This is a genomic window from Sinisalibacter aestuarii (assembly GCF_027923545.1).
Classification (GTDB): Bacteria; Pseudomonadota; Alphaproteobacteria; order Rhodobacterales; family Rhodobacteraceae; genus Sinisalibacter; species Sinisalibacter aestuarii.
The window spans coordinates 119,044-131,256 of sequence record NZ_BROH01000008.1 but is presented as its reverse complement, the minus strand read 5'-3'; the positions used below and the strand labels follow the sequence as shown (position 1 = coordinate 131,256).

At 64.5% G+C, this 12,213-nt stretch carries 14 protein-coding genes and 1 tRNA gene; 8 read left to right on the top strand and 7 right to left on the bottom strand.

The genetic code is table 11. From position 1 onward, the window contains the following. Window positions 1-15 precede the first annotated feature (15 nt). Entirely contained in the window at window positions 16-189 is a 174-nt protein-coding gene (locus QMG28_RS13940; protein WP_281842925.1) for a hypothetical protein, read from the bottom strand. A 366-nt stretch (window positions 190-555) separates the two neighbouring features. Next, a complete protein-coding gene (locus QMG28_RS13935; RefSeq protein WP_281842924.1) occupies window positions 556-1,020 on the bottom strand; it encodes a hypothetical protein in 465 nt (154 codons plus the stop codon). Between the two features lie 873 nt (window positions 1,021-1,893). On the opposite strand from QMG28_RS13935, the gene QMG28_RS13930 reads away from it, so the two are divergent. The 6 genes from QMG28_RS13930 (at window position 1,894) to QMG28_RS13905 (ending at window position 4,099) form a co-directional block, all read left to right on the top strand. Beyond that, window positions 1,894-2,142 (top strand): PA2433 domain-containing protein, encoded by a 249-nt coding sequence (locus QMG28_RS13930; protein WP_281842923.1) that lies wholly within the window; start codon window positions 1,894-1,896, stop codon window positions 2,140-2,142. Between the two features lie 298 nt (window positions 2,143-2,440). After that, window positions 2,441-2,950, top strand: coding sequence for a PhnA domain-containing protein (locus QMG28_RS13925; protein ID WP_281842922.1), 510 nt, complete (start codon window positions 2,441-2,443; stop codon window positions 2,948-2,950). Window positions 2,951-3,023: 73 nt separating this feature from the next. Continuing rightward, window positions 3,024-3,515 (top strand): cytochrome b, encoded by a 492-nt coding sequence (locus tag QMG28_RS13920; RefSeq protein WP_281842921.1) that lies wholly within the window; start codon window positions 3,024-3,026, stop codon window positions 3,513-3,515. Further along, window positions 3,512-3,688, top strand: coding sequence for a CTP synthetase (locus QMG28_RS13915; protein ID WP_281842920.1), 177 nt, complete (start codon window positions 3,512-3,514; stop codon window positions 3,686-3,688). The genes QMG28_RS13920 and QMG28_RS13915 overlap by 4 nt, the downstream gene beginning before the upstream one ends. Before the next feature lie 93 nt (window positions 3,689-3,781). Further along, on the top strand, window positions 3,782-3,964 hold the full coding sequence (locus QMG28_RS13910; protein ID WP_281842919.1) for a CTP synthetase: 183 nt from the start codon (window positions 3,782-3,784) through the stop codon (window positions 3,962-3,964). Between the two features lie 58 nt (window positions 3,965-4,022). Then, window positions 4,023-4,099, top strand: a tRNA-Arg gene (locus QMG28_RS13905). 13 nt (window positions 4,100-4,112) lie between these two features. On the opposite strand, the gene QMG28_RS13900 is transcribed toward QMG28_RS13905, so the two are convergent. After that, window positions 4,113-4,796, bottom strand: a complete 684-nt coding sequence (locus QMG28_RS13900; protein ID WP_281842918.1) for an NAD(P)-dependent oxidoreductase — start codon at window positions 4,794-4,796, stop codon at window positions 4,113-4,115. Between the two features lie 63 nt (window positions 4,797-4,859). After that, a complete protein-coding gene (locus QMG28_RS13895) occupies window positions 4,860-5,567 on the bottom strand; it encodes a DUF4386 domain-containing protein (protein WP_281842917.1) in 708 nt (235 codons plus the stop codon). Window positions 5,568-5,749: 182 nt separating this feature from the next. Here QMG28_RS13895 and QMG28_RS13890 point away from each other — a divergent pair, with 182 nt between their 5' ends. Beyond that, a complete protein-coding gene (locus tag QMG28_RS13890; protein WP_281842916.1) occupies window positions 5,750-6,634 on the top strand; it encodes a LysR family transcriptional regulator in 885 nt (294 codons plus the stop codon). 84 nt (window positions 6,635-6,718) lie between these two features. Beyond that, window positions 6,719-7,582, top strand: coding sequence for a 2-oxo acid dehydrogenase subunit E2 (locus QMG28_RS13885; protein WP_281842915.1), 864 nt, complete (start codon window positions 6,719-6,721; stop codon window positions 7,580-7,582). Between the two features lie 3 nt (window positions 7,583-7,585). On the opposite strand, the gene QMG28_RS13880 is transcribed toward QMG28_RS13885, so the two are convergent. The 3 genes from QMG28_RS13880 to polA all read right to left on the bottom strand — a co-directional run bounded on the left by QMG28_RS13880 (window position 7,586) and on the right by polA (window position 12,118). Then, window positions 7,586-8,296, bottom strand: a complete 711-nt coding sequence (locus QMG28_RS13880; RefSeq protein WP_281842914.1) for an alpha/beta fold hydrolase — start codon at window positions 8,294-8,296, stop codon at window positions 7,586-7,588. Beyond that, window positions 8,293-9,090: a 3-oxoadipate enol-lactonase gene (gene pcaD / locus QMG28_RS13875; RefSeq protein WP_281842913.1), complete on the bottom strand. Its 798-nt coding sequence runs from the start codon at window positions 9,088-9,090 to the stop codon at window positions 8,293-8,295. The genes QMG28_RS13880 and pcaD overlap by 4 nt, the downstream gene beginning before the upstream one ends. 223 nt (window positions 9,091-9,313) lie before the next feature. Then, entirely contained in the window at window positions 9,314-12,118 is a 2,805-nt protein-coding gene (polA, locus tag QMG28_RS13870; RefSeq protein ID WP_281842912.1) for a DNA polymerase I, read from the bottom strand. Between the last annotated feature and the right edge of the window lie 95 nt (window positions 12,119-12,213).

Here is a 12,213-nt window from a genome sequence, read left to right as displayed (position 1 = left end):
GCCGCTCACCGCACTTCACTTTTCTTTGCGAACACCTTTGAAGGGCGTCTTGCTGGAGCTTTTCACATCCATGAAGCGTCCGGTCTTCGTGTCACGTTTGACGTAGTTGCCCGAGGACGTCCTTGTCTGCGACCGGCCCTTGACCATGCCGTTGCGGTGGCCATCACCAGAGGGAGGGTTGGTTGCCATTTCTATTCCTTCCTATCTCGTGTGACACGCAGGCGAGCAGAACGCGCACCCGTCGGATTTAGGAAAGTACTGCCTGGCCGCTCGGACGGCTTCTTGGCAGGAATTGAAATCGCCCAAATAGATGCGGTTTTCCTGCTCGGGCATCCAAGCGCAGCCAACTTTGTGCACTTCGTGGTCACCATTCGATTGTGCATTTTTGTTTACGTAGTATCGCGCCATTAAATGTCTCCTTTGGACTTGGCGTATTGAATTTGGCGCGAGAGTCTGCGAAGAGTTGATTGCTAGTCGACTTCGCGAGGCATCTCGCACGTTGAGGGAAGGGTCAGCCGGCTTGGCTGGCCTTTTCTTTTTCTGGTTGTTTCTGTCTTAAGATCTCCTTTTCTGCTCATCCTCAAAGTATCTCAGCATATTCCGGGACCTTTCGTGCGTCGATCTATTCGATCGTAGCAACTGCTCCATCCGCAGTTCCTCGTTCCGCAGCTTCCAAATCCCCGTGTCTTCATCCAGCATCACGATTCCGTCCGCTTTCAAACGAGATAACTGCGGAGAAAGGCTTGTTCTCGCGACCTCAGACGCGTGAATTTGGTTGATCCAGTTGATTATTTGATCTGAGGTTCCACCTTCTGGGTTTCTGGACAAAACGCTCCGAACCATCTCCTTGATGGTCATTCGTTCGGAGCCGTCTTCTCGATCCTTGTCGCGCCGTTCTTTCTCCAAAGACGCGCGGGCATTTCTGAGTGCCTCCAGCTCAGTTAGAAGCTCTTTCCGTTTCCTCACAATTTCCTCTTCGCGAGCCTCAAGAAACTGCCATAGATCCATTTCGTCAGACATTGCCTTGCCTCCTTTCGGCCAATGTAGACTTAGCAGGCCAAACGCGCAAGTGACAGACTTTGTTCGCGACGGAACCATGGAGTCGATACAATATATAGTATCTCTTTTTGACTCCACACTAAATATTGTGTCAAACCGACTTTTTGAGAATTCTATTCCTGAAATTTTGTTGTATTTTAGCAACAATTTTTCTTTCGCGAAGCGAGAACAAAGTAAGAATCACGCTCCTAAGAATTCTGTGAGACTATTGCCAAATCACGAGCACCTACCCAACCCTTCCCTATCCCCGGCTGCCCTGCCGATGCCTCTGCTGATATCTGCACCACCGGTGCGGAGCGGAATCGATGGGAAGCCTGGGCCGATCCATTGGGGGGGGGCGACGTCGCCGGGTGAGCCCGCCTTGCAGAAAATCGCCGCGCGGATGCTCATGCGCCTGTCGGACGAGGACTGGGTCTGCAACCTTGCCGGCCAGCAAGAATAGGCGGAGACAACCCACCGGTCTATCTTCGTGCGTCTGAAAGGTCGGTTACTGCTCCCCTAAAGTCTCACCTGCACACCCCCCCCTCAAATCGCCCGCTGCACTGACCTCGCCGTCCCCTCAACCACATCCCCGCGGTCGAGATATCCCGCCCCGCCCCCTTGATGGTTTCGCACGACGCCAGCGTGAGGAGGGTGAGGGCAAGCAGTCAATATGTCGGGCTGAAGTCCGGCCTACGCAAGACATGGCCCGTTCCGTCCACATATCTTGCCCGACCTGTTTCACCGCGCGCAATTCCGCCCAGCACCAAGACGTGACCCCGCCCTGCCCCCGCACTGTGGTATCCTGCCCGTACCGGTCGTGACCGGAACGGCCGGTCAACAGGGAGGAATGTCATGAAACAGTACCTCATCGCCGCCGCGGTCGCAGTTCTGGCCAGCCCGGCTTTTGCCTTTCAATGCCCCGCCGACATGGCCGAGATCGACGCGGCGCTGGCCGCCGGAACGGATCTGAACGAGGAACAACTGGCCGAGGTCATGGATCTGCGCGCCGAAGGTGAACGGCTGCATGGTGCCGGCGAGCATCAGGCGTCGGTCGATGCGCTGCACAAGGCGCTGGAATTGCTCGGCCTCACCGCGATGTAGCCGCTCCGCGCGTCTCGTCGTCGGCGCCTCTGCCGAAAATGGATGACGCGCGCTACACCGATTGCGCGGCATCCCCGGCCGCCGTTCCGGGGGCCGGGGATGCCGGTCTGCGCTCCTGAGGGCTTCGCAAGGGGCCAGCACGAGGACGCTGAGGCCAAACGGGATCACGCGGGGGCACGGTCGTCTCCGGGATCAATCGCCGTGCCGGCTCCCCCGCAGGGCGCGTGTTCTCACATCCCACCCTTGCCCCTCCCCCCAATCCGCCCTATCCCCGCCCCACCCCCAAAGGAGCCCTGCCATGACCTGCCCTCTCTGCGGCGCCGATGCGCCTCTTGCCGCCTTTGCCGTCCCGGGTGGCCCGGCTGACGCCACCGCGCAGATCTGCGCCACCTGCGCGGAGCAGATCGACGGCACGCCCGAGCCGAACCACTGGCGCGGTCTCGCCAGCGCGATGTGGTCGGAGGAGCCGGCCATTCAGGTGCTCGCCGCGCGGATGCTCGCCCGCCTGTCCGACGAAGACTGGGCGCGCGACCTCGCCGACCAGCTCTATCTCGACGACGACACTCAAGCCTGGGCCGACACCGTCGCCGCCAGCAGCGGCCATGCGGATGCGCATGGCGCGCCGCTCAGCGCTGGCGATACCGTGGTGCTGATCAAGGACCTTCCGGTGAAGGGCGCGGGCTTCACCGCCAAGCGGGGCACCGCCGTGCGCGGCATTTCCCTCGTGGCGGACAATCCCGGCCAGATCGAAGGCCGGGTCGAAGGCCAGCGCATCGTGATCCTGACCCGCTTCGTGAAGAAAAAGTGACCCATTGCTCCGTGCGACGGAACCGGGCAGGGTCTTCGTACCACCTGTACCCGTTTCAACATCGGAGGCTTTCATGTCCGCGCCAAAAGGTTACACCCGCACCCAGATCGCCCTGCACTGGGTCGTATTTCTGCTCGTTGCCCTGCAGTTCCTGTTTCACAACAACATCGTCGATGCCTGGGGCAGTTATCTGCGTGACGGCACGTTCGAGCCTTCGGCGCTTGTCTTCTCGCATGTCATCGGCGGCATCCTGATCCTGCTGCTGGTCATCTGGCGGATGGCGATCAAGGTGAAGCGCGGCGCGCCGGAACTGCCGGAGAACGAGCCGCCGATGCTCAAGCTTGCCGCCAACCTCACCCATATCGGGCTGTACCTGCTGCTGCTGCTCACCGCCCTGTCCGGCGCTGTGGCGTGGTTCGGCAGCGTCGAGGCGGCGGCGCAGGTCCATGGCGTGCTCCGGGCGCTGGTGCTGATCCTCGTGCTGCTGCATATCGCCGGCGCGTTCTATCAGCAGCTCGTGCTGAAATCCGATGTGATGACGCGGATGGGCAAGCCGGAGGCATGAGCCGGCTGATCCTGTTTCTCGGCTCGATGATCGGCTCGACGCTGGCTTTCGTCTTCGTCGTCGTCGCGCTGGTGGCCGGGGTCACCGGGCTTTGGCCGCTCCTCGGGGCGGCCATTGCCGGTTATGCGGCAAGCTGGCCCATTGCCCTGCTGGTGGCCCGGCGGATGCGCTGAAGCGCCGGTCGGGCATGATCTGGATCAAGGACAAAGGCACATCTGCCCTGCAGCTTTTCCGCGAGATCGCGCAGAGCCAAAAGGACGTAACCAATGGGTCTTTTCTTTCTCGTGTATATCTTTGTCGGCGCCACCCTCGCCGGCTCTTTCATGGTCGCCGCACTCACCATGGGCATGACGACGATGCAGCCGGTGCTGTGGTCGTCGCTCGCGGGTTTCGTCGTGGCGATCCCGGTGGCCTGGGTGGTCGCCAGGAAGATCCGCGAAAACGTCTGAGCCTTCCCACCTGAATGACTTGCAAGGGGCCGACCCGTGAGGCTATCTCACCGGGTGCGGCCCCTTAGCTCAACTGGATAGAGCAGCGGACTTCTAATCCGCAGGTTGAGGGTTCGAGTCCTTCAGGGGTCGCCAGTCTCTCACACTGTCACGCCGCCATGGCCCGCGCCGAAGCGCTCAGGCGGCTGACGATGGCCGGGGCCTCATGGATCAGCCGGTCATCGGTCAGGGCGTGGACCATGAACAGGGCGAAGTCGGTGCGGCGCGTGCGATTGGAGGCAAGCACCGGGTCGCCGACATGGGCGGACCAGACCGGCAGGCCCTCGCTGTCGCCCTCTTCCAGATCCGAGCCGCGCACCACGGTCCAGGCGGTGTCGGAGGCGAAGATCATGTCGGTGGCGCGGACCTGGTCGTCGAGGTCGACGGCGCGCATCCATTTGGCGAGCTTGCCGAAGACGGCGACGAAGGTTTTCAGCTTCCAGGAATAGCGGTCTTTGCCGTCGCGGCTGATATGCCAGCCGCAGGAGAAGATCAGCCGCGCGCCGGGTTCGGCGAAGTCGAGCACCGCTTTGGCCGTGCCGGAGGCGTAATCGTCGGTGCCCCAGGGGGCGAGCACGGTGAGCACGCCATCGCAGCCCTTCACCGCCTGTTCGATCACCGCGCGGTCGTTGGTGCGGCCGGGATAGACTTTGATCCTGTCGCCGAAACGGTCGAGCTTGCCCAGGCTTTCGGGGCGGCAGACGCCGACCACGTCAAAGCCGCGGTCGAGGGCGTGTTGGGCCATGTATTGGCCGAGTTTGCCGGAGATGCCGATGATGCAGATGCGTTTCATGGGATGAACCTTTCTGTGGGAGTTGCGGTCGGTGCGGGGCACGGGGCCCCGCACCGGTTGGGGTCAGGCGGCGGCCCGGCGCGGGCCGCGGATGATCAGCCAGAGCGCGAAGCTCACTTCGGCGAGGGTGACGATGGCGAGGAATACGCCGGTGACCATGGCGAGGGCCCCGGAGTTCGGGAAGGCGAAGGCCGACATCGTGTCGAGCACATAGCCGACCGAGCCGAGCGTCATCGCGTGGCCGATCAGGCGGGGGTAGAGCCCCGAGCGGGCGACGAGCTGGCCGAGGATCGCCAGGTGCAGCGCGAAGAAGAGCTGCCAGACCCAGACGCCGGCATCATGCGCGTGCACCATCGTCGCCGCGAGCCCGGCGCGCTGTACTTCGTCGATCCCGCCGAACGCCGTGGCCGGATCGGCGACGCTGAGCGCGGCCGCCGAGAACAGCAGCATCGCCCCCATCACCGCCGCCTCGCCGAAGCGCGCCAGCCCGGCCATGGCCGAGAGGGTCGGGTTCACCACGCGGAACATGGTGTAGAGCAGTGCAGCGAGGACGACCTCGATCAGCATGATCGCCGCTTCGCCGCCAGCGCCGGCCATGAACAACCCGCGTTTGGCGATCAGGTTGTTCAGGGTTGCCGCCGCGTCGCCGGGCACGCCGATCTGGGCGGGCACATAGAGAATGGCGAAGGGGCCGATGAAGGCGACGGAGAGATAGAACAGGCCGGTGACACGAGCGAAGCCACGCGACTGGGGATCGGAGAAGACGGACATGATCGTTTCCTTTCAATAGGGTAGAGCTTTCCCGTCCCGTGCCGGGGAGGGCTGCGGGTGAAGGTCTGGTCTCTGGTCTGGTTGTCATGTGGCCGGTGTCTGTTCCGACCTTGACCTCACATTACCGCAAGGGCGCTCTCAATAAAATTGACCAGCCTTGCCGATCTGGTATGCACATACGCATGGATTGGCGTTCGGTGAATTTCGACTGGAACAGGGCGCGGGCCTTTCTCGTGACGGCGGAAGAGGGCTCGCTCTCGGCGGCGGCGCGGGCGCTGGGTCTGGCGCAGCCCACGCTCGGGCGGCAGGTGGATGCGCTGGAGCAGGAGCTTGGCGTGGTGCTGTTCGAGCGGGTCGGGCGGGGCCTGCGGCTCACCCCGGCAGGCCATGAGCTGATAGACCACGCCCGCGTCATGGGCGAGGCGGCGAGCCGGATGTCGATGACCGCCTTCGGCCAGAACGAGGCGATGGAAGGCGAGGTTTCCATCGCCGCCTCCGATGCCTATGCCGGGCTGCTGCTGCCGCCGATCCTCGAAAAGCTGCGCGAGGCCGAACCCCGGATCAGGGTGCAACTCGTCGTGTCGAACAGCGCCTCCGATCTCCTGCGCCGCGAGGCCGACATTGCCGTGCGCAACTTCCGCCCCGAAGAGCCGGACCTTGTGGCGCGCAAGATCCGCGAGGCCGGGGCGCGGCTCTATGGCAGCAACGCCTATCTCGACAGTCTCGGCCCGCTCCACGAGGCGCGCGACCTTGCCCGCGCCAGCTTCATCGCCCCCGACAATCCCGGCGTGCTGCTCGGCCTGCTCAACCGTTTCGGGATGGAACTGACCGAGGGCAACTTCCCCCTCCAATGCGCCGATTTTCTCGTCATGTGGGAGATGGTGAAGCGCGGCATGGGGCTTGGCATCATCGACGAGCGGATCGGCGACGCCGAACCACGCGTGCGCCGCGCCCTGCCCGGCCTCGCGCCGATGCCCTTTCCGGTCTGGCTGGTGGCGCATCGCGAGATTCACCGCAACCGCCGCCTGCGCTTCGTGTTCGACTTTCTGGCCGATGGGTTGAAATAGCCCAAGGCATTGACCGCAAATCCAATTTGCGCGCAATGTCTGAGCCAGCGCGGTGCTTGCGCGCCCTCGGGGGGAGGAAAAGCGATGTTCTCAGGCGACCGGCCGGACGGCACCCGCGTGCGCAAGGCGCCCAAGGTTCGCCTGTTCATGCCCTACCTGCTGCCCCGGCGCGGCGATGCCGTGGTGTTCTACGAACAGAAAATCGACATCTCGCAAACGCTCGACTACCTCGAACGCTGGAACGAGGGCGGCGCCCGCGTGCCGCTCAGGTTCTTCCACATCTACCTCGCCGCCATCGCCCGGGTGATGCATGAACGCCCCCGGATCAACCGTTTCATCGCCGGGCGGCGGCTCTATCAGCGCGACGACGTGGCCATCTCGATCTCGGTCCTGAAGGCGCGCGACGACGATGCCAGGCTCACGGTCGTCAAACAGACCTACCCCGAGGGGCTGGGCCTCGCCGGCGCCTTCGAGCGCACCGAAGCGGTGATCGGCGACGGGCGGGCGGCGGCCAAAACCCATTCGGAACGCGAGGTTTCGCTGATCCAGAAAATGCTGCCGCGCTGGCTCATCCCGCTGCTGCCGAAGCTGCAGAAGCTGGGCGACTGGCTCAACATCACGCCCGCCTCGCTCTCGGCCAATGACCCGCTCTATGCGAGCATCATGGTCTCCAACCTCGGCTCCATCGGCATCGACGCAGCCTATCACCACCTGTTCGAACACGGCACCCTGCCGATCTTCGCCGTGGTGGGCCGGGCGCGCGACGAGGCGGTGGTGACCAAGCGGCGCGAGATCGAAATCCGCCCCGTCGTCACCGTGCGCTATACGCTCGACGAACGCATCGTCGACGGCTATTACGCCGCCCGCTCGCTCGATCTGATCCAGGACTGGATCGAGCAGCCCTGGCTTCTGGAGCGGGAGGAGGATAGCGGGCCGGGGGCGCTTTAGGCGCTACCCCCGCACAATCCCGTCCAGCACGTCCGCCAGCGCTTGCGGTGCGGCCAGAAACGGCGAGTGGCCGGTGGGCAGGCTGTAAAGATCGCCCGGCGCGAAGCCCGCCGACATCCGGCGCTGATGCGCCGGGGGAATGGTGCGGTCCTGCTCGCAGAGGATGTAGCTCTGAGGCACCGCCGCGCCTTTGCCGGTAAAGCGCAGCGGCGTGGCCTGTGGCGCAATGGCCTGCCAGCCGAGGTGCTGGCGGGCATAGTCGGTGGCATCGGGCGGGCAATCGGCGCAGAGGTTCTGCCGCACGGCCTCGTCGCGGAACCGGAAGGCGGTACGGGGGCGATTGAGCTCCAGCGCGCCCGCGAGCGGCTGCTCCGGCGCTTCCTTGCGCAAGTCGACCAAGCTCGCACCCGGGCGGGGCACATAGGCGCAGAGATAGACGAGGCGGAGGATGTGACTGGGGTCGATCTCCGCCGCCTGCCGGATCGCGAAGCCACCCGCTGAATGACCAACCACCACGCTCGGCCGGTCGAGCGCGCCGAGGATCGCCTGCCCATAGCCCTCCAGCGTCACCGCCTCCGGCGGCGTCGGATCATCGCCGCTGCCCGGCAGATCCAGCGCCACCGCCTCATGGCCCAGCGCCTCCAGCGCCGGGATCACATCGCGCCAGCACCAGGCCCCGTGGGCCGAGCCGTGGACAAGCAAGAAGCGCGTCACGCGATCTGCCCCACCTCGCGCAGAAACCCTTCCAGCGCGGCGGCGTATTCGGCAGGCGCCTCGACACAGGCGAGATGGCCCGCACGGCGGATCAGGTGGAATTTCGAGCCGGGGATGGATTCGATGGTTTCGCGCACAAGATCGGGCGGCGTCGAGCCATCTTCGCTGGCCGCGATCCCGAGCGTGGCGAGGCGCAGCCGGGCGGTGCTTTCGACCAGATCGGTCTCGCCGATCGCCTCCAGGCAGCCGATATAGCCCTCCACCGGCTGACGGGTGAGCATGGCGCGAATGCCGCTCACAAGCTGGGGGCGCTCGGCGCGGGTGGTCCGGGCGAACCAGCGCTCCAACTTGGCGTCCGCCACCGCCTCGATGCCACCATCGCGCACCGCATGCACCCGGTCATGCCACATCTGGTGGGTGCCGATCTTGGCGGCGGTGTTGGAAAGCACGATGGCGCGCAACAGATCCAGCCGCTCCGCCGCCAGCCCCTGCGCGATCATCCCGCCGATGGAGAGGCCGACGAAGACGGCATCCTTCACCCCGAGATGCTCCATCAGCTTCGCCGCGTCGTTCACGAGATCGCCCATGTAATAGGGCGCCTCCGGGCAGGTGGTGAGGCCGTGGCCGCGCATATCGTAGCGGATCAGCCTCAGCCCCCCGGGCAGATGCGCGATCACCCCGTCCCAGATGCGAAAGTCGGTGCCCAGTGCGTTGGCGAAGACGACAGCGGGGCCATCCTGCGGGCCGCGATCGTCGTAATGAACGCGGATGTCACCGAGATCGGCAAAATGCATGTGGGCCTCCTGTGCGGGTTGGCACGATCATAAGCGGCGGGCCGGGCGGGGTGAATGGGCAATGCATTGGCGGGGCGGCGTTGCCGGGCCCCGAACTCCACTTATCCGGATTTCCGGAGACGGAGCAGCGCCGGCAAGCCGGTCAGTAACCCCGGTTTTACAGGGTTTTTCATCCCGGATTCCGGGGCAAACCCGGCCCCTCCCCGGCACATCTCAACGAAGGTTAATGCGCCTCGGCCCAGTTCGCGCCCTGCCCGGCATCCACCACCAGCGGCACGGAAAGCTTCACCGCCGGATCGGCAGCCCCCTCCATCACCGCGCGGATCGCGGCGATGGCGTCCTCCACCGCGCCCTCATCCACCTCGAAGATCAATTCGTCATGCACCTGCAGCAGCATCTTCACCGGCAATCCCTCGATGGCCGCGGGCATCCGGATCATCGCCCGGCGGATGATATCGGCCGCCGTGCCCTGAATCGGCGCGTTGATCGCGGCGCGGCGGGCAAAGCCGGCATGCGGCCCCTTGGCGTTGATCTCGGGGGTGTGGATCTTGCGGCCAAACAACGTCTGGACGAAGCCGGTGTCTTTCGCAAAGCCCACCGTGTCGTTCATATATTCCTTGATGCCGGGGTATTTCTCGAAATAGCGGTCAATGAAGGCCTGCGCCTCGGCGCGCGGAATGCGCAGGTTGCGGGCAAGGCCGAAGCCGGAAATGCCGTAGATCACGCCGAAATTGATCGCCTTGGCGCGGCGGCGGGTCTCCGGCGTCATCTCGGCAAGCGGCACGTCGAACATCTCGCTGGCGGTCGCGGCGTGGATATCCTCGCCGTCCCTGAACGCCTCGCGCATGCTTTCGATCCCGGCCACATGGGCGAGGATACGCAGCTCGATCTGGGAATAGTCGAGCGAGAGCAGCACCTTGCCTTCGGGGGCGACGAACGCCTCGCGGATGCGCCGCCCCTCCTCGGTGCGCACGGGAATGTTTTGCAGGTTCGGATCGGTCGAGGCGAGCCGGCCGGTATTGGCCCCGGTCTGGACGTAGGAGGTATGCACCCGCCCCGTCTCGGGGTTGATATGGGCCTGAAGCGCGTCGGTATAAGTCGATTTCAGCTTCGAAAGCTGGCGCCAGTCGAGCACCTTGCCCGGCAATTCATGCTCGGTGGCGAGGTCTTCAAGCACATCCGCCGGGGTGGAATATTTGCCCGTCTTGCCCTTCTTGCCGCCCTCGAACCCCAACTTTTCGAACAGGATTTCGCCAAGCTGCGCCGGCGAGCCGACATTGAAGCTCTGGCCCGCCAGATCGTGGATTTCCGCCTCCAGCCCGGCCATCTTCTGCGCAAAGGCGTTGGACATGCGGCTGAGCGTGTCACGGTCCACCTGCACGCCGTTCATTTCCATCTGCGCCAGCACCGGCACCAGCGGGCGCTCCAGCGTTTCATAAACGGTGGTGACCTGGGCGCGGTGAAGCTGCGGCTTGAAGCTCTGCCACAGCCTGAGCGTGATATCAGCATCCTCGGCGGCGTATTTCACCGCTTCGTCGACCGGCACCCGGTCGAAGGTGATCGCCGATTTGCCGGTGCCGAGCAGCGATTTGATCGGGATCGGCTCGTGGCTCAGATAGCGGTCGGAAAGCGTATCCATCCCGTGATTGTGCAGGCCGGAATAGAGCGCGTAGCTCATCAGCATCGTGTCGTCGATCGGCGCCACCTTCACCCCGTGGCGGGCGAAGATCTTGGCGTCGTATTTCATGTTTTGGCCGATCTTGAGGATCGCGGCGTCCTCCAGCACCGGCTTCAGCGCCGCCAGCACTTCGTCGAGTCCCAGCTGCCCCTCGGCCAGCTCGTCGGAGCCAAACAGATCGTCCGCCCCGCCCTTCTTGTGGCCCACGGGGATGTAGCAGGCCTCGCCGGGCAGCACCGCGAGCGAGATGCCGACAAGCTCGGCCTGCATCTCGTCGAGCGAGGTGGTTTCGGTATCCACCGCCACATAGCCGCGCTCCGCCGCCAGCGCCGTCCAGCGCGCCAGCGCCGCCATCGTGTCGACCCGTTCGTATTTGTCCGGGTCGATGGGCGGCAGGTCGGGGGCGGCCGCTTCCTCGGACGATGCGGCGGGCGCGGGCGGCTCGGGAATGTCGGGGCTTTCCACCCCCAGCGTGTCGGCAATCCGCTTGCTGAGCGAGCGGAACTCCATCGAGGCGAGGAAGGGCAGCAGCACCTCGGCGTCGGGGTCTTTCAGCTCCAGCGCCTCAAGCGGTTCGAGCTCCGGCACATCGTCATCGAGCCGCACCAGATCGCGGCTCATGCGGATCTGGTCGGCCTTTTCGATCAGCACTTCGCGCCGCTTGGGCTGCTTGATCTCTTCGGCACGCGCCAGCAGCGTATCGAGATCGCCGTATTCGTTGATCAGCAGCGCCGCCGTCTTGATCCCGATCCCCGGCGCGCCCGGCACGTTGTCGACCGAGTCGCCCGCCAGCGCCTGTACATCCACCACCCTCTCCGGGCCGACGCCGAACTTTTCCTCCACCCCCTCGATGCCAATCCGCTTGTTCTTCATCGCGTCGAGCATCTCGACCCCGCCGCCGACGAGCTGCATCAGGTCCTTGTCGGACGAGATGATCGTCACCCGCCCCCCGGCCTCGCGCGCCTGGCGGGCATAGGTGGCGATTATGTCGTCGGCCTCGAAGCCTTCCTTCTCGATACAGGCGATATTGAAGGCGCGGGTGGCATCGCGGGTAAGCGGGAATTGCGGCACCAGATCTTCCGGCGCGGGCGGGCGGTTGGCCTTGTAGTCGGGATACATATCGTTGCGGAACGACTTGCCGGAATAGTCGAAGATCACCGCAACATGGGTCGGCGCATCGTCGCCCTTGGCGTCCTCGACCTGCTTGAAGAGCATGTTGCAGAACCCGGCTACTGCACCGATCGGCAGCCCGTCGGATTTGCGGGTGAGCGGCGGCAGCGCGTGGTAGGCGCGGAAGATGAAGGCCGATCCGTCAACCAGGTGAAGATGGCATCCCTTGCCGAAACTCATGGGCCTGTCCTTTCCTTGGCATCGCGGCGCATCCGCAGGCGCAGCCGTCGCTCGAAATCCACTTATCCGGATTTCCGGATTCTGAGGTCGATGGC

Coding starts and splice junctions, on each gene's coding strand:
- QMG28_RS13930 (WP_281842923.1), top strand. CDS start 1,894: ATGAAACAGTACCTCATCGCCGCCGCGGTCGCAGTTCTGGCCAGCCCG.
- QMG28_RS13925 (WP_281842922.1), top strand. CDS start 2,441: ATGACCTGCCCTCTCTGCGGCGCCGATGCGCCTCTTGCCGCCTTTGCC.
- QMG28_RS13935 (WP_281842924.1), bottom strand. CDS start 1,020: ATGTCTGACGAAATGGATCTATGGCAGTTTCTTGAGGCTCGCGAAGAG.
- QMG28_RS13915 (WP_281842920.1), top strand. CDS start 3,512: ATGAGCCGGCTGATCCTGTTTCTCGGCTCGATGATCGGCTCGACGCTG.
- QMG28_RS13885 (WP_281842915.1), top strand. CDS start 6,719: ATGTTCTCAGGCGACCGGCCGGACGGCACCCGCGTGCGCAAGGCGCCC.
- QMG28_RS13895 (WP_281842917.1), bottom strand. CDS start 5,567: ATGTCCGTCTTCTCCGATCCCCAGTCGCGTGGCTTCGCTCGTGTCACC.
- QMG28_RS13940 (WP_281842925.1), bottom strand. CDS start 189: ATGGCAACCAACCCTCCCTCTGGTGATGGCCACCGCAACGGCATGGTC.
- QMG28_RS13920 (WP_281842921.1), top strand. CDS start 3,024: ATGTCCGCGCCAAAAGGTTACACCCGCACCCAGATCGCCCTGCACTGG.
- QMG28_RS13900 (WP_281842918.1), bottom strand. CDS start 4,796: ATGAAACGCATCTGCATCATCGGCATCTCCGGCAAACTCGGCCAATAC.
- pcaD (WP_281842913.1), bottom strand. CDS start 9,090: ATGCATTTTGCCGATCTCGGTGACATCCGCGTTCATTACGACGATCGC.
- polA (WP_281842912.1), bottom strand. CDS start 12,118: ATGAGTTTCGGCAAGGGATGCCATCTTCACCTGGTTGACGGATCGGCC.
- QMG28_RS13910 (WP_281842919.1), top strand. CDS start 3,782: ATGGGTCTTTTCTTTCTCGTGTATATCTTTGTCGGCGCCACCCTCGCC.
- QMG28_RS13890 (WP_281842916.1), top strand. CDS start 5,750: ATGGATTGGCGTTCGGTGAATTTCGACTGGAACAGGGCGCGGGCCTTT.